The 17,273-nt window shown below is 52.3% G+C and carries 11 protein-coding genes, 1 tRNA gene and 2 rRNA genes (1 of these 14 running past the window's edge); 10 read left to right on the forward strand and 4 right to left on the reverse strand.

The window, feature by feature from the left end; all coding sequences use genetic code 11:
* Position 1: 1 nt before the first annotated feature.
* Positions 2–1,453, reverse strand: coding sequence for an ATPase RavA stimulator ViaA (gene viaA / locus JSN25_RS05940; protein WP_204525524.1), 1,452 nt, complete (start codon positions 1,451–1,453; stop codon positions 2–4).
* The gene (ravA, locus tag JSN25_RS05945; RefSeq protein WP_121529754.1) at positions 1,447–2,943 is read right to left on the reverse strand and encodes an ATPase RavA; all 1,497 of its coding nucleotides are present in this window, start codon (positions 2,941–2,943) and stop codon (positions 1,447–1,449) included. Before ravA ends, viaA begins: the two co-directional genes overlap by 7 nt.
* A 329-nt stretch (positions 2,944–3,272) precedes the next feature.
* Between ravA and kup the strand changes: the two genes are divergently transcribed.
* From kup to rbsR, 7 genes are all read left to right on the forward strand, one after another.
* Positions 3,273–5,141 (forward strand): low affinity potassium transporter Kup, encoded by a 1,869-nt coding sequence (gene kup, locus JSN25_RS05950; protein WP_042311390.1) that lies wholly within the window; start codon positions 3,273–3,275, stop codon positions 5,139–5,141.
* 192 nt (positions 5,142–5,333) lie between these two features.
* The gene (gene rbsD / locus JSN25_RS05955) at positions 5,334–5,753 is read left to right on the forward strand and encodes a D-ribose pyranase (protein WP_038635798.1); all 420 of its coding nucleotides are present in this window, start codon (positions 5,334–5,336) and stop codon (positions 5,751–5,753) included.
* Positions 5,754–5,760: 7 nt separating this feature from the next.
* Positions 5,761–7,266: a ribose ABC transporter ATP-binding protein RbsA gene (rbsA, locus tag JSN25_RS05960; protein ID WP_016157825.1), complete on the forward strand. Its 1,506-nt coding sequence runs from the start codon at positions 5,761–5,763 to the stop codon at positions 7,264–7,266.
* A 5-nt stretch (positions 7,267–7,271) separates the two neighbouring features.
* Positions 7,272–8,237: a ribose ABC transporter permease gene (gene rbsC / locus JSN25_RS05965; RefSeq protein WP_003023762.1), complete on the forward strand. Its 966-nt coding sequence runs from the start codon at positions 7,272–7,274 to the stop codon at positions 8,235–8,237.
* A gap of 24 nt (positions 8,238–8,261) precedes the next feature.
* A complete protein-coding gene (rbsB, locus tag JSN25_RS05970; RefSeq protein WP_006687780.1) occupies positions 8,262–9,152 on the forward strand; it encodes a ribose ABC transporter substrate-binding protein RbsB in 891 nt (296 codons plus the stop codon).
* 140 nt (positions 9,153–9,292) lie between these two features.
* Positions 9,293–10,222, forward strand: a complete 930-nt coding sequence (gene rbsK, locus JSN25_RS05975) for a ribokinase (RefSeq protein ID WP_204525525.1) — start codon at positions 9,293–9,295, stop codon at positions 10,220–10,222.
* Positions 10,223–10,225: 3 nt separating this feature from the next.
* A complete protein-coding gene (rbsR, locus tag JSN25_RS05980) occupies positions 10,226–11,218 on the forward strand; it encodes a ribose operon transcriptional repressor RbsR (protein WP_087857265.1) in 993 nt (330 codons plus the stop codon).
* Here the strand turns inward: rbsR and mdtD are convergent.
* Together mdtD and JSN25_RS05990 are read right to left on the reverse strand one after the other, a co-directional pair.
* A complete protein-coding gene (gene mdtD / locus JSN25_RS05985; RefSeq protein WP_038635809.1) occupies positions 11,184–12,611 on the reverse strand; it encodes a multidrug transporter subunit MdtD in 1,428 nt (475 codons plus the stop codon). The genes rbsR and mdtD overlap by 35 nt on opposite strands.
* 1 nt (position 12,612) lies before the next feature.
* A complete protein-coding gene (locus JSN25_RS05990) occupies positions 12,613–13,317 on the reverse strand; it encodes a FadR/GntR family transcriptional regulator (RefSeq protein ID WP_038635812.1) in 705 nt (234 codons plus the stop codon).
* Between the two features lie 454 nt (positions 13,318–13,771).
* Here JSN25_RS05990 and JSN25_RS05995 point away from each other — a divergent pair.
* From JSN25_RS05995 to JSN25_RS06005, 3 genes are all read left to right on the forward strand, one after another.
* Positions 13,772–15,311: ribosomal RNA gene (locus tag JSN25_RS05995) — 16S ribosomal RNA — on the forward strand.
* An 85-nt stretch (positions 15,312–15,396) separates the two neighbouring features.
* Positions 15,397–15,472: transfer RNA gene (locus JSN25_RS06000), tRNA-Glu, on the forward strand.
* Between the two features lie 209 nt (positions 15,473–15,681).
* A 23S ribosomal RNA gene (locus JSN25_RS06005) occupies positions 15,682–17,273 on the forward strand; it runs 1,313 nt beyond the window's last position.
* The 16S and 23S rRNA genes sit together here with 1 tRNA gene alongside, the layout of an rRNA operon.

A 17,273-nucleotide genomic window follows, 5' to 3' on the forward strand; every position in this document is an offset into this window, starting at 1 on the left:
ATTAACGCCGCCAGCGTCTGAGCAGGCGGCTTCGCATCCCGGTATCAAAGCGCCAGATATGATCGAAAATGCGCATGATGCCGGGTTTGCCGTGTGCTGACATCGCCACCGCATGAAAACGATGCTGGTGCACCTGCTGTAATTCACCCACTTTATTGACGACCTCATCGGGCAATCGCTGAGCGATAAAATCAGAGATCACCACCGCATCGGCATCAAACCATTCCCGGCCCTGCATGCGCTCAATAATGGCGCGAAAGCAGCTGGCAATATCGGTACCGCCGCGAAAACGCTGGCTTAAAAAACGGATCGCTTGTTCAATGCCTTCCGGACCAGACAGCTCATAGCGCACCACTTCTGTTGAAAACAGCATAATGAAACAGCGCCGGTTATCGGCCAGGGCGACGCGCATTAGCGCCAGGCAAAAGGCTTTTGCACATTGCTCATTAAAACCGCCCATTGATCCCGACGTATCAACGCAAACAATAAACGGTCCGCGCGGCTGCTCGTCAAAATCCTGATGCACCACCGGACGTTCCGTTACTTTCTCGCGCCATGCCTCGCCGTGCAGACGATAGGTCAACAGCTGCTTTTCCACCAGCCGTCGGTAGAACTCGTATTCCAGTTCAGTAATGCCCAGTGTGGCCAGTTCCGGCGGCAACAGGCGCAGGATGTCGTCGCTTTGCTGGATGCCATCCACCTGTTCCGGGACGGTGGCGGGTTCCCGCACAAGGGTACGGAAGGTCTCCATGGGCGCATCTTTACGCGGCACAGATTTGGCCTCTCTGGAACGGCCTAACTGTTCAGCCAGACGCTGGAGTTCGGGCTGTTGCGCCAGAAATTCGCCGTATTTCACCATCAGTTGATAATCGCCGCGCTTGATTTGACCTGCGCTCATATCCCATAACCGGCCTGCGGCGTTGTCGTTTTCTGCCAGAACGGGTTCCAGTTGCCCGCTGAGGGTCATCCGTTCCTGAACTTCACTAAGTAAATGTTCACGCTCATCTTCCAGCAGTTGCTGATTCAGCGTTGTAGTTTGTACCACCAGACTCAGGCGCCAGCGCTGGAGAAAAAGCGTATGCAGGGCGGGCGTAAAGGTACTGTTGTCATCAACCAGTTGCTGCGCTTGCCCGGCCCACGGCGAATGGAGGCGGTGTAATAGCGCCAATATTTGCGGGAGCTGGACCATAAACTGCGCATGAGAGAGGAGCTGGCTTTGTTGGTAACAAATGACCTCTTCCGTCAACTCCGGCGGTACATGGGTATCTTTGAGGCGGCTGCGCAGTGACTCGCGCCAGCGGGGAATATCGTCAGTAATCGCTTTTTTAAGGCGAGGAAACTTTTTAAAAAACACCACCATCTTTGGAGAAGCCAGCAGGGCGACGATCATCTCTTCGATCATCGCCTCTTCACTGACTGCCAGCATGATATTGAGCGTATCAAGGGTTAGCATTGTTGCGCCTGGCGGATTTGTGCCCCGACATCCTGCAGGCTGGCCTCAATGCGGCCTAACCAGTCGCTATGAATAAACAGACATTTTTGCTGTTCGCTGAATGCACTGTGCTGCTGGTGCCACTCGTTATCAAGTGCTTCAAGCTGCTGTTTTATCTCATCAGGCATACTCTCTTGCGATGCACCGGGCAGCGCCAGACGAGAGCCTTGCAAACTGACGTCGCGCACAACCAGGTGCTGTGCGCTATCGACTTCCATGTTCAGCGTTTGGGCGAAGCCGATCCCGTTTAATTTTCCGCGGATCTCACCGCCTTTGGTTAGCCACTGTTCCAGCGCTCCCCGTTCGAAAGCAATATGGATAACTTCCATATCATGTAGTTTTAAGGGTTTTTGCAGCAGTAATGTCACGACTGAAGAAGTGGCTTCCGGCGGTAAATCATAATGAGGACGACGGCTGAACATGCCGCCCTGACGGATCACCGTGAATGCCGTTTTGTCGCTTTGCTGCTGCTGGAGCTGGATACGGCGCTGCACAATGCTGGCCAGACGCGTCAGTATGGCTTGCTGCTGCCAGGCGTGTCCGGTCATCAAAATTTCAAGCTGCTGTTGCATCAGATTCAGGCTTTGCGCGTCGTACCACAGGCAATCTTTCAACAGGATCAGGTCGATAGGCACGACCGCATCACGTCCGCTGAAGAAGGCGCTGGCCTGGAGTAAGCGGATAGCTTTTTTCCAGCGGCGATCGGATACATAGGGGGCATTCGGTAATGCGTCTAGCTGTTGGCGCAGCGTGAAAATAAGCTCAAAGACGCGATCGGGAAGCTTGATGGCGCCAATGTCCTTTTGCCACTGGTAATACTCTTCATCCGTCACCTGTAACGACGCCGGGACCGGGTTGCCACTTTCATCCTGCTGGCTTAACAGCATGGAGCGGAAGTTGGCCTTGTCCTGAACTTTATCCAGCCACAGGCGGATCAGCATACGGTCGTACAGGGCTTCCAGGCTGCTGTCTGCTTCAGGCAGTTCGTTGGAGGCTGCCACCAGCAGACGCATCGGGATTTTCTCTTCATGCGCGCCGTTACGAAAATGCCGTTCGTTAATAGCGGTTAACAGGGTGTTGAGAATGGCCGGGCCTGCTTTCCAGATTTCATCGAGAAAGACAATTTCAGCTTCGGGTAAATAGCCCGCCGTTAAGCGTTCATAGCGACCTTCGTCTTTCAGCGCCTGGATAGATAGCGGCCCAAACACCTCTTCCGGCGTAGAGAAGCGCGTCATCAGGTATTCGAAAGCGCGGGCGTTTTGAAAAGCAAACTTCAGTCGACGGGCAATTAAGCTTTTTGCGATCCCTGGAGGACCTAATAAGAATACGCTCTCGCCGCTTAGAGCAGCCAGCAGGCAAAGGCGAATGGCGTGGCTACGTTCATAAAGTCCCTTTTCCAGCGCATTGCTCAGACGGGAAATTCTTTCCGCTAATAAATGTGGGTGAGCCATAATGAAGTGGCGTCCTTTCGCCAAATGTACTGCGTAAACTGCGAGTATAGATGCTTCACACCAGTGCAGTAATAGACTGAAGGTGCGCTTATTTTTCTTTGAGCCAGATTAATCTGGTCTCATTTAGGGGTACGATTTTGTGAGTAATCGTGCATACTGTGCGCCTTTTTGTGGGCCAAGGGACGACGCACACATTTCTAATATATACACCATATCAATCATACTGCACCAAGGCGGCAATGGAGTTTTCTTCTGGGATGGGGGGAATAACGAATGCAACCCAAACGGAGTGGCTTGAATGATGATGTGTATAAACGAAAGACGAGTCTATGAGCACTGATAATAAACAATCATTGTCTGCGATTACCCTTGCGGCCATTGGGGTTGTCTACGGTGATATTGGTACCAGCCCACTTTATACGCTTCGTGAATGTTTGTCTGGCCAGTTTGGTTTTGGCGTTGAACGTGATGCTGTGTTTGGTTTTCTCTCGCTGATTTTCTGGCTGCTGATCTTTGTTGTCTCCATTAAATATCTGACGTTTGTCATGCGTGCGGATAACGCCGGGGAAGGTGGGATCCTGACGTTGATGTCATTGGCCGGGCGCAATACCTCGGCGCGAACAACCTCGATGCTGGTCATCATGGGGTTGATTGGCGGCAGCTTCTTCTATGGTGAAGTGGTGATTACGCCAGCCATTTCAGTGATGTCGGCGATTGAAGGTCTGGAGATTGTTGCACCGCAGCTGGATACCTGGATTGTTCCGCTCTCGATTATCGTGCTGACCCTGCTGTTTATGATTCAAAAACACGGTACCGGCATGGTTGGTAAACTGTTTGCGCCGATTATGCTGCTGTGGTTCCTGACGCTCGCGGTATTAGGCGTGCGCAGTATTATTGGTAACCCGGAGGTACTGCAGGCGCTAAATCCGTACTGGGCGGTGCATTTCTTCCTCGAATTCAAAACGTTGTCCTTTATTGCGCTGGGCGCGGTGGTGCTGTCGATTACCGGTGTTGAAGCACTGTATGCGGATATGGGGCACTTCGGTAAGTTGCCGATTAGACTGGCATGGTTCTCGGTGGTATTGCCTTCGCTGGTGCTGAACTATTTTGGTCAGGGGGCGCTGCTGTTAAAGCATCCTGAAGCGATCAAAAACCCGTTTTTCCTGCTGGCGCCGGACTGGGCATTGATACCACTCCTGATCCTTGCCGCACTGGCAACGGTTATCGCTTCGCAGGCGGTTATTTCCGGTGTCTTCTCGCTGACGCGTCAGGCCGTGCGTCTGGGGTATTTATCGCCGATGCGGATCATTCATACTTCGGAAATGGAATCGGGTCAGATCTACATTCCTTTCGTTAACTGGATGCTCTATTTTGCGGTGGTTATCGTGATTGTGAGCTTTGAACACTCCAGTAATCTGGCCGCGGCGTACGGGATTGCGGTAACGGGGACAATGGTACTGACATCTATTCTGTCTACCACCGTGGCGCGCAAAAACTGGCACTGGAATAAATACTTCGTCTTCCTGATCCTGGTGGCGTTCTTGTGCGTCGATGTTCCGTTGTTCTCCGCGAACCTCGATAAACTGATTTCCGGCGGTTGGCTGCCTCTGACGCTGGGTCTGGTGATGTTCACCATCATGACCACGTGGAAAAGCGAGCGTTTCCGTCTGCTGCGTCGCATGCATGAGCACGGCAACTCTCTGGAGGCGATGATTGCCTCTCTGGAGAAATCCCCACCGGTACGCGTGCCGGGAACGGCGGTATATATGTCGCGTGCGCTGAACGTCATCCCGTTTGCGCTTCTGCATAACCTCAAGCATAACAAGGTGCTGCATGAACGCGTGATTCTGCTGACGCTGCGTACGGAAGATGCGCCATACGTGCACAACGTGCGTAGGGTGCAGATTGAGCAGTTATCGCCCACCTTCTGGCGCGTAGTGGCCAGCTACGGCTGGCGTGAAACGCCGAACGTTGAGGAAGTGTTCCATCGCTGCGGTCTGGAAGGCTTAAGCTGTCGGATGATGGAAACCTCCTTCTTTATGTCGCACGAGTCGCTGATTGTCGGCAAACGGCCATGGTATTTGCGTCTGCGCGGCAAGCTATATCTGCTGCTACAGCGCAATGCGCTGCGCGCGCCGGACCAGTTTGAAATCCCACCAAACCGGGTTATTGAGCTCGGTACTCAGGTAGAGATTTAAGGCAATCGACGCCCTCTTTCATCGCGAAAGGGGGCGTTTTGTTTTGTCCCTCCCAGTTTTCATTTCATCAAATGATAATCCTTGCGAAACGTTTCGATGGCGATCACATTTTCGTAACGTCGCGGTGGTTTTCTGTCCATTCTTCGCACTACACTTATCTTCAGCGAAACGTTTCGCTAGTGGGGAAAGAAAATGAAGAAAGGCACGGTACTCAACTCTGAAATTTCAACGGTGATCTCCCGTCTGGGACATACCGATACGCTGGTGGTGTGTGATGCCGGTTTACCCATCCCGAACAGCACAACGCGTATTGATATGGCATTAACCCAGGGCGTACCTTCTTTTATGCAGGTACTGGATGTGGTTACACGTGAAATGCAGGTCGAGGCGGCCATTCTCGCGACGGAAATTAAACAACATAATCCGCAACTCCACGAAACGTTGCTCAGCCACATTGAGCAACTGCAACAACACCAGGGAAACACCATAGAAATTCGTTACACCACGCATGAACAATTCAAAAAACAAACCGCAGACAGTCAGGCGGTAATTCGCAGCGGAGAGTGTTCTCCGTATGCGAATATCATTCTCTGTGCTGGCGTCACGTTCTGAGGCCATCATGAACGCATTACTGCAACTCAAAGGGATCGATAAAGCGTTCCCGGGTGTAAAAGCGCTATCCGGCGCTGCGCTGAATGTCTATCCAGGCCGCGTAATGGCGCTGGTGGGCGAAAACGGCGCGGGCAAATCCACCATGATGAAAGTGCTGACCGGGATCTACACCCGTGATGCTGGCTCTTTATTGTGGCTGGGGAAAGAGACCACCTTTAATGGCCCGAAATCCTCTCAGGAAGCCGGAATCGGTATCATCCACCAGGAATTGAACCTGATCCCGCAACTCACTATCGCTGAGAACATTTTTCTTGGCCGTGAGTTTGTTAATCGCTTTGGCAAAATTGACTGGAAGAAGATGTACGCCGAAGCCGATCTGCTGCTCGCCAAACTCAATCTGCGCTTTAAAAGCGACAGGCTGGTCGGTGAGTTGTCGATTGGCGATCAGCAAATGGTCGAAATTGCTAAAGTGCTGAGCTTTGAGTCGAAGGTCATCATTATGGATGAGCCGACGGATGCGCTCACCGATACCGAAACCGAATCCCTGTTCCGCGTTATCCGCGAGCTGAAATCGCAGGGGCGCGGCATTGTCTATATCTCCCACCGTATGAAAGAGATCTTCGAAATCTGTGATGACGTGACCGTCTTCCGTGACGGGCAGTTTATTGCCGAGCGTGAAGTCGCAACGCTGACGGAAGACTCACTGATTGAAATGATGGTGGGACGTAAGCTGGAAGATCAGTACCCGCGTCTGGAAAAAGCACCGGGCGATATTCGCCTGAAGGTCGATAATCTGTGCGGCCCAGGGGTAAACGATGTTTCGTTCACGCTGCGTAAAGGCGAGATCCTTGGCGTATCGGGGCTGATGGGCGCCGGACGTACCGAGCTGATGAAAGTGTTGTATGGCGCATTGCCGCGCACCAGCGGCTACGTCACGCTTGATGGGCATGAAGTTGTCACCCGTTCGCCACAGGATGGCCTTGCAAACGGCATCGTCTATATTTCTGAAGACCGTAAACGTGATGGCTTAGTGCTGGGCATGTCGGTGAAAGAGAACATGTCACTGACCGCGCTGCGCTATTTCAGTCGCGCCGGTGGAAGCCTGAAGCATAAAGATGAGCAGCAGGCGGTAGGTGATTTTATTCGTCTGTTCAATGTTAAAACGCCATCGATGGAACAGGCTATCGGCCTGCTCTCGGGCGGTAACCAGCAGAAAGTGGCCATTGCGCGCGGTCTGATGACCCGACCAAAAGTCCTGATCCTCGATGAACCAACACGCGGCGTCGACGTTGGGGCTAAGAAAGAAATTTATCAGCTTATCAACCAGTTTAAGGCCGATGGGCTGAGCATCATTCTGGTCTCCTCTGAGATGCCAGAAGTATTGGGCATGAGCGATCGTATTATCGTTATGCATGAAGGGCATCTCGGCGGTGAATTCACTCGCGAGCAGGCCACTCAGGAAGTATTAATGGCTGCCGCTGTGGGCAAGCTTAATCGCGTGAATCAGGAGTAAAAAAGATGACTACCCAGGCTGTTTCTGGTCGCCGTTATTTCACTAAAGCATGGCTTCTGGAGCAAAAGTCGCTCATCGCTCTGTTAGTGCTGATCGCGATTGTTTCCACCATGAGCCCCAACTTTTTTACCGTTAATAATCTGTTCAACATTCTCCAGCAAACGTCGGTAAACGCCATCATGGCCGTCGGCATGACGTTGGTCATCCTGACGTCGGGTATCGATCTGTCCGTCGGTTCCTTGCTGGCGCTTACCGGTGCGGTGGCAGCGTCCATTGTCGGTATTGAAGTCAATGCGCTGGTGGCCGTTGCCGCTGCTTTGGCGCTCGGCGCTGCCATTGGCGCAGTAACCGGGGTCATTGTCGCGAAAGGCCGCGTGCAGGCGTTTATCGCCACGTTGGTGATGATGCTGCTGCTGCGCGGTGTGACCATGGTGTACACCAACGGCAGTCCGGTAAATACCGGGTTTACTGACAATGCCGATCTGTTTGGTTGGTTTGGTATTGGTCGTCCGTTAGGCGTGCCTACGCCTGTGTGGATCATGGGGATTGTCTTCCTGGCGGCGTGGTACATGCTGCACCATACGCGTCTTGGGCGTTATATCTATGCGCTGGGCGGTAACGAAGCAGCAACGCGTCTGTCCGGTATCAGCGTGAGTAAAATCAAAATTATCGTTTACTCCCTGTGCGGTCTGCTGGCATCGCTGGCGGGCATCATTGAAGTGGCTCGTCTCTCCTCTGCGCAGCCGACGGCAGGTACTGGCTATGAGCTGGATGCTATCGCTGCGGTGGTGTTAGGCGGTACCAGCCTGGCGGGCGGTAAAGGACGTATTGTTGGGACGCTGATCGGCGCATTAATTCTCGGTTTCCTCAATAATGGTTTGAATTTGTTAGGTGTATCCTCCTATTACCAGATGATCGTCAAAGCGGTGGTGATTTTGCTGGCGGTACTGGTAGACAACAAAAAGCAGTAACAACGATTACAGGACATCTTAAATATGAACATGAAAAAACTGGCTACCCTGGTTTCTGCTGTTGCGCTGAGCGCCACCGTGAGCGCGAATGCGATGGCGAAAGATACCATTGCGCTGGTGGTCTCCACCCTCAATAACCCGTTCTTTGTGTCTCTGAAGGATGGCGCGCAAAAAGAGGCGGATAAGCTGGGCTATAACCTGGTGATTCTGGATTCACAGAACAACCCGGCAAAAGAGCTGGCTAACGTTCAGGACTTAACGGTTCGTGGAACTAAAATACTGCTGATTAACCCGACTGACTCTGACGCCGTTGGTAACGCTGTGAAGATGGCTAACCAGGCGAAGATCCCGGTTATTACTCTGGATCGTCAGGCTACAAAAGGTGATGTGGTCAGCCACATTGCGTCTGATAACGTGCTGGGCGGTAAAATTGCGGGTGATTACATCGCGAAGAAAGCAGGTGAAGGCGCGAAAGTTATCGAACTACAGGGGATTGCCGGTACTTCAGCGGCACGTGAGCGTGGCGAAGGTTTCCAGCAAGCCGTTGCGGCACACAAATTTAACGTACTGGCCAGCCAGCCGGCAGACTTCGACCGCACTAAGGGTCTGAACGTCATGCAGAACCTGCTGACTGCACATCCTGACGTGCAGGCCGTATTTGCCCAGAACGATGAAATGGCGCTGGGTGCGCTGCGCGCACTGCAAACCGCGGGTAAATCTGATGTGATGGTGGTTGGATTTGACGGCACGCCAGATGGCGAAAAAGCAGTAAATGATGGCAAACTGGCTGCGACCATTGCTCAGTTGCCGGATCAGATCGGCGCGAAAGGCGTGGAAACTGCGGATAAGGTTCTGAAAGGCGAGAAGGTTCAGGCTAAATATCCGGTTGATCTGAAGCTGGTCATCAAGCAGTAACACCGATTCAGGTCGCTCGCGGCCTGATGGAGACATAAATACGCCATCCCAGGGCCTGGTTCTAAGGATGAAAGCGTAAAAAGAAAAGCAGGGCACGCGCCACCCTAACCCGGTGGCGCACTTTACTGGACACTCCGAACATGAAAACCGCAGGCAACCTCGTTGTTCTTGGCAGCATCAATGCCGATCACATCCTCAACCTTAAATCTTTCCCAACGCCTGGTGAAACCGTAACCGGTAGCCATTATCAGGTCGCATTTGGCGGAAAAGGCGCTAATCAGGCTGTTGCTGCGGGTCGTAGTGGCGCGAACATCGCGTTTATTGCCTGTACGGGTGACGACGATATTGGCGAAAGTGTGCGTAAACAGTTGGCCAAAGATAATATCGATATTGCGCCGATCAGCGTCATTTCGGGGGAATCGACCGGTGTGGCACTGATTTTTGTGAATGGTGATGGCGAGAACGTTATTGGCATTCACGCCGGAGCGAACGCAGCTCTTTCTCCTGCACTGGTGGAAGCGCAGCGCGACCGCATTGCGCATGCCTCCGCCTTACTGATGCAGTTAGAGTCGCCGATCGAAAGCGTGTTGGCTGCGGCAAAAATTGCGCAGCAAAATAAGACCACGGTCGCCCTTAACCCGGCTCCGGCGCGTGAACTTTCTGACGAACTGCTGGCGCTGGTGGATATTATTACCCCGAATGAAACCGAGGCTGAGAAGCTGACGGGGATCAGTGTTGAAAACGATGAAGATGCGGCCAAAGCGGCGCAGGCATTACACGCGAAAGGGATCCATACTGTATTGATTACTTTAGGTAGTCGCGGAGTGTGGGCCAGCGTGAATGGTGAAGGCCACCGAGTGCCTGGTTTTAAAGTGGACGCCGTTGATACCATCGCTGCCGGGGATACTTTTAACGGCGCGTTAATTACAGCGTTACTGGAAGAGACTCCGCTGCCTGAAGCGATCCGTTTTGCCCATGCAGCTGCGGCGATTGCGGTTACCCGTAAAGGTGCGCAGCCTTCCGTTCCATGGCGCGAAGAAATAGAAGCGTTTTTAAGTCAACAGAGGTAACGCTTGGCTACAATGAAGGACGTCGCCCGCCTGGCGGGTGTTTCTACGTCGACGGTTTCTCACGTCATTAATAAAGATCGCTTTGTCAGTGAGTCTGTCACTGACAAAGTTGAAGCGGCAATTAAAGAGCTTAACTATGCGCCCTCCGCACTGGCGCGCAGTCTCAAGCTAAACCAGACCCGCACCATTGGCATGTTAATCACTGCCAGTACCAATCCTTTTTATTCCGAGCTGGTTCGTGGCGTTGAACGTAGCTGTTTTGAACGCGGTTACAGCCTGGTGTTATGCAATACCGAAGGCGATGAACAGCGAATGAACCGCAATCTGGAAACGCTGATGCAAAAACGGGTGGATGGCTTGCTGCTGCTCTGCACCGAAACGCACCAGCCTTCCAGAGAGATAATGCAACGCTATCCTTCTATTCCTACCGTAATGATGGACTGGTCGCCCTTTGATGGCGAAAGCGATTTGATTCAGGATAACTCTCTGTTAGGCGGGGACTTAGCCACTCAGCATCTTATCGATAAAGGTTTTACGCGCATTGCCTGTATTACCGGGCCGCTGGATAAAACACCGGCGCGTTTACGTCTGGAAGGATATCGGGCGGCCATGAAGCGAGCGGGCTTGCCGGTCCCGGAAGGTTACGAGATCACCGGTGACTTTGAGTTCGGCGGTGGTTTTGAAGCTATGCAAACGTTGTTGTCACATAAACAGCGACCGCAGGCCGTTTTCACCGGGAACGACGCAATGGCCGTCGGAGCGTATCAGGCATTGTATCAGTCAGGATTGCGCATTCCGCAGGATATGGCGGTGGTGGGTTATGATGATATCGAACTGGCACGCTATATGACGCCGCCGCTGACGACCATCCATCAACCCAAAGATGAATTGGGCGAGCTGGCCATCGATGTGTTAATCCACCGGATGGCGCAGCCCGCATTGCAGCAACAACGCCTGCAACTTACTCCTGTTTTGATGGCGCGGGGGTCGGTTTAGGCTTGTGTCGATCTTTGATCAGGTTACGTCCGTCTTTGGCTTTTAGCAGCATAAACATCAGCGCAGAGACAATAGTGATCGCGCCCATGGTTATAAAGGTGTAATGGAACTGTTCAACCGTATTAGTACCTTCCATACCTTCATAGATACGCAGGACGGCTGCGCTGATAGCGACCCCTAAACTGATCGACAGTTGCTGCGTAACGGCCAGCACGCTGTTACCGCTGCTGGCGTTCTCATCGGTCAGGTCCGCCAGAGTGATGGTATTCATTGAGGTAAACTGGGTGGACATCGCCATACCTAAAATAAACAACGGTAGGATCAGCATCCAGACCGGCATAGCAGGGGATTGCAAAGCGAATTGCGCAATCATCAGGCCGATAAACACCGTAACACCCACCAGTGTCGTTCTGTAGCCAAGTCGGCGTAGCACCTGCGTCACCATTGATTTTGCCAGTATTGATCCCAGCGCCGTTGGCGCCATCATGCAACCCGCAATTAACGCCGGATATCCAAAGCCTACCTGTAGCATCAGCGGCATTAAGAACGGCACACATCCTGTACCCAGACGCGTGGCAAGGTTTCCAGCGATCCCAACGGAAAAGGTTCTGGTCTTAAATATGGGAAGCGATATCAGCGGCGTTGGGTGACGACGCGCGTGACGAATGTAGGCAAGTAGCAACAGAATACTGGTCACAATAATGCTGAGTGCGACCCAGGTAGCGACAAGCTTCTCACCAAACAGCTCAACACCACTGGAAAACAACACCAGGCTCAGGCCAAAGAGGAAGAAACCTGTCATATCAAAGCCGCGGCGCGGCGTGGTGAAGTTCGGCATATATTTGCGTGCATAGAAGATACCCGCCACGCCTATGGGAATATTAATCAGGAAAATCCAGTGCCAACTGGCCCACGTGACCAGAACCCCGCCCAATACCGGACCTAAAATAGGGCCCACAAGCCCAGGCATGGTCACGAAGTTAAGCACAGGGAGTAATTCGCTGCGCGGGTAAGCTCGCAATAAAGCCAGACGGGCAACAGGCATCATCATCGCGCCGCCGATGCCCTGGATGACGCGGAAAACTACCAATTCACTTAAGGAACTGGATAGCGCACAAGCCAGCGAGCCCAGCGTAAACAGGCTTACGGCAATCATAAAGACGCGTCGGGTACCGAACCTGTCTGCCAGCCATCCACTCACCGGGATCAGCATGGCGACCGTCAGGGTATAACTGATAATAGCCGACTGCATGGCGAGTGGAGAGCGGTTAAGGCTGTGCGCTATTGCGGGTAAAGCGGTATTGAGGATAGTGGCGTCTAATGCCTGCATAAAAAAGGCCATGGCTGCTATCCATGGCAGCCCGGCCATACTGCGAGATTTCTTTTCTGACATATTATTTATCCGGTAGCACGTTCGGTGCTATCAGCAATGCCTGACAGGCGGTGAAGGCGCGATCGCCATCGCTATCCTCTATTGCATCGACAATAGCCTGGTGCAAATCCAGCTTCACCACATCGTTATAGGTAATAGAGGTAAAGTAGGTCTGGTAGACGGAATGGAATAGTGATGCAAAGGAGATAAGGAACGGATTCGCACTCATTTCATAGATGTGCTCATGCCAGGCGATATCAACTTCTATCCAACGCTCGCGCCGGAAATTTCTTTTCAGCTCGACCATCTCTTCCATCAGTGTATTGAGATGCGCTTTTTGTTCTGCCGTACCGATAGTCGCCGCCAGTAAACAGGCCTGAGGCTCCAGACTGATGCGCATCACCAGAAAATGTTTTATGACCTGAGGGAAATTATCTTCCGTCATCCACCAGGTAAGCAGCTCCTGGTCGAGGAAGTTCCAGTTTGCCTGAGGCATGACGCGAGTGCCAATACGCGGGCGCGGTAATACCATACCTTTTGCCGTTAACGTTTTTACCGCTTCTCTTACTGCGGTACGACTCACGCCAAACTGATCGCCCAGCTCTATTTCACCGGGCAGGATAGCACCCGGCGCATATTCACCTTTTAAGATTCGCTGAGCCAACTTTTCGGCCAGAACGTAGGACAGATTCTTCTGTGCGGCTAGCTGTTGGGCATTTAAAGGCATGAATGTTCTTCCTTACTCTTTTTCTTATTCATTAGTATGCCACCAGGTAGTGTGATTGCGGCTGCAAAAACGACAAATTGCTTATTTTATGGCATGTTAATGATGATTTTGGTGAAAAAATACGCATTCGGAAAGTTATTTTAAATTTCCCCTTGTCAGCCTGAAATAACTCCCTATAATGCGCCTCCACTGACACGGAACAACGGATTACACGCCGCCGGGTCAGCGGAGAAAAGCGTAAATAAACGCTTGACTCTGAAGCGGGATAGCGTAATATGCACACCCCGCGCCGCTGAGAAAAAGCGAAGCGGCACTGCTCTTTAANAATTTATCAGACAATCTGTGTGGGCACTCGAGGATACGGATTCTTAACGTCGCAAGACGAAAAATGAATACCAAGTCTCTGAGTGAACACGTAATTCATTACGAAGTTTAATTCACGAGCATCAAACTTAAATTGAAGAGTTTGATCATGGCTCAGATTGAACGCTGGCGGCAGGCCTAACACATGCAAGTCGAACGGTAGCACAGAGAGCTTGCTCTCGGGTGACGAGTGGCGGACGGGTGAGTAATGTCTGGGAAACTGCCCGATGGAGGGGGATAACTACTGGAAACGGTAGCTAATACCGCATAATGTCGCAAGACCAAAGAGGGGGACCTTCGGGCCTCTTGCCATCGGATGTGCCCAGATGGGATTAGCTAGTAGGTGGGGTAACGGCTCACCTAGGCGACGATCCCTAGCTGGTCTGAGAGGATGACCAGCCACACTGGAACTGAGACACGGTCCAGACTCCTACGGGAGGCAGCAGTGGGGAATATTGCACAATGGGCGCAAGCCTGATGCAGCCATGCCGCGTGTATGAAGAAGGCCTTCGGGTTGTAAAGTACTTTCAGCGAGGAGGAAGGCATTAAGGTTAATAACCTTAGTGATTGACGTTACTCGCAGAAGAAGCACCGGCTAACTCCGTGCCAGCAGCCGCGGTAATACGGAGGGTGCAAGCGTTAATCGGAATTACTGGGCGTAAAGCGCACGCAGGCGGTCTGTCAAGTCGGATGTGAAATCCCCGGGCTCAACCTGGGAACTGCATCCGAAACTGGCAGGCTAGAGTCTTGTAGAGGGGGGTAGAATTCCAGGTGTAGCGGTGAAATGCGTAGAGATCTGGAGGAATACCGGTGGCGAAGGCGGCCCCCTGGACAAAGACTGACGCTCAGGTGCGAAAGCGTGGGGAGCAAACAGGATTAGATACCCTGGTAGTCCACGCCGTAAACGATGTCGACTTGGAGGTTGTGCCCTTGAGGCGTGGCTTCCGGAGCTAACGCGTTAAGTCGACCGCCTGGGGAGTACGGCCGCAAGGTTAAAACTCAAATGAATTGACGGGGGCCCGCACAAGCGGTGGAGCATGTGGTTTAATTCGATGCAACGCGAAGAACCTTACCTACTCTTGACATCCAGAGAACTTAGCAGAGATGCTTTGGTGCCTTCGGGAACTCTGAGACAGGTGCTGCATGGCTGTCGTCAGCTCGTGTTGTGAAATGTTGGGTTAAGTCCCGCAACGAGCGCAACCCTTATCCTTTGTTGCCAGCGATTCGGTCGGGAACTCAAAGGAGACTGCCAGTGATAAACTGGAGGAAGGTGGGGATGACGTCAAGTCATCATGGCCCTTACGAGTAGGGCTACACACGTGCTACAATGGCATATACAAAGAGAAGCGACCTCGCGAGAGCAAGCGGACCTCATAAAGTATGTCGTAGTCCGGATTGGAGTCTGCAACTCGACTCCATGAAGTCGGAATCGCTAGTAATCGTGGATCAGAATGCCACGGTGAATACGTTCCCGGGCCTTGTACACACCGCCCGTCACACCATGGGAGTGGGTTGCAAAAGAAGTAGGTAGCTTAACCTTCGGGAGGGCGCTTACCACTTTGTGATTCATGACTGGGGTGAAGTCGTAACAAGGTAACCGTAGGGGAACCTGCGGTTGGATCACCTCCTTACCTTAAAGAAACGTTCTTTGCAGTGCTCACACAGATTGTCTGATGAAAAGTGAATAGCAAGGCGTCTTGCGATTGAGACTTCAGTGTCCCCTTCGTCTAGAGGCCCAGGACACCGCCCTTTCACGGCGGTAACAGGGGTTCGAATCCCCTAGGGGACGCCACTTGCTGGTTCGTGAGTGAAAGACGCGTACCCTGATATCTCAAAACTGACTTGCGAGTCATGTTTGAGATATTTGCTCTTTAAAAATCTGGATCAAGCTGAAAATTGAAACGACACACTGTGTCTGTTCTCCGTAATAAGAACAGATAAATGGTGTGTTCGAGTCTCTCAAATTTTCGCAATCAGAAGTGAAACATCTTCGGGTTGTGAGGTTAAGCGACTAAGCGTACACGGTGGATGCCCTGGCAGTCAGAGGCGATGAAGGACGTGCTAATCTGCGATAAGCGCCGGTAAGGTGATATGAACCGTTATAACCGGCGATTTCCGAATGGGGAAACCCAGTGTGATTCGTCACACTATCGTTAACTGAATACATAGGTTAACGAAGCGAACCGGGGGAACTGAAACATCTAAGTACCCCGAGGAAAAGAAATCAACCGAGATTCCCCCAGTAGCGGCGAGCGAACGGGGAGCAGCCCAGAGTCTGAATCAGCATGTGTGTTAGTGGAACGGTCTGGAAAGTCCGACGGTACAGGGTGATAGTCCCGTACACAAAAACGCATGTGCTGTGAACTCGAAGAGTAGGGCGGGACACGTGGTATCCTGTCTGAATATGGGGGGACCATCCTCCAAGGCTAAATACTCCTGACTGACCGATAGTGAACCAGTACCGTGAGGGAAAGGCGAAAAGAACCCCGGCGAGGGGAGTGAAAAAGAACCTGAAACCGTGTACGTACAAGCAGTGGGAGCACCTTCGGGTGTGACTGCGTACCTTTTGTATAATGGGTCAGCGACTTATATTCTGTAGCAAGGTTAACCGTATAGGGGAGCCGAAGGGAAACCGAGTCTTAACTGGGCGTTAAGTTGCAGGGTATAGACCCGAAACCCGGTGATCTAGCCATGGGCAGGTTGAAGGTTGGGTAACACTAACTGGAGGACCGAACCGACTAATGTTGAAAAATTAGCGGATGACTTGTGGCTGGGGGTGAAAGGCCAATCAAACCGGGAGATAGCTGGTTCTCCCCGAAAGCTATTTAGGTAGCGCCTCGTGAATTCATCTTCGGGGGTAGAGCACTGTTTCGGCTAGGGGGTCATCCCGACTTACCAACCCGATGCAAACTGCGAATACCGAAGAATGTTATCACGGGAGACACACGGCGGGTGCTAACGTCCGTCGTGAAGAGGGAAACAACCCAGACCGCCAGCTAAGGTCCCAAAGTCATGGTTAAGTGGGAAACGATGTGGGAAGGCACAGACAGCCAGGATGTTGGCTTAGAAGCAGCCATCATTTAAAGAAAGCGTAATAGCTCACTGGTCGAGTCGGCCTGCGCGGAAGATGTAACGGGGCTAAACCATGCACCGAAGCTGCGGCAGCGACACTATGTGTTGTTGGGTAGGGGAGCGTTCTGTAAGCCGTTGAAGGTGGCCTGTGAGGGTTGCTGGAGGTATCAGAAGTGCGAATGCTGACATAAGTAACGATAATGCGGGTGAAAAACCCGCACGCCGGAAGACCAAGGGTTCCTGTCCAACGTTAATCGGGGCAGGGTGAGTCGACCCCTAAGGCGAGGCCGAAAGGCGTAGTCGATGGGAAACAGGTTAATATTCCTGTACTTGGTGTTACTGCGAAGGGGGGACGGAGAAGGCTATGTTGGCCGGGCGACGGTTGTCCCGGTTTAAGCATGTAGGCGGAGGTTCCAGGTAAATCCGGTACCTTTTAACGCTGAGGTGTGATGACGAGGCACTACGGTGCTGAAGTGACAAATGCCCTGCTTCCAGGAAAAGCCTCTAAGCATCAGGTAACA

This window comes from Citrobacter cronae (assembly GCF_016893685.1).
Lineage (GTDB): Bacteria > Pseudomonadota > Gammaproteobacteria > Enterobacterales > Enterobacteriaceae > Citrobacter > Citrobacter werkmanii.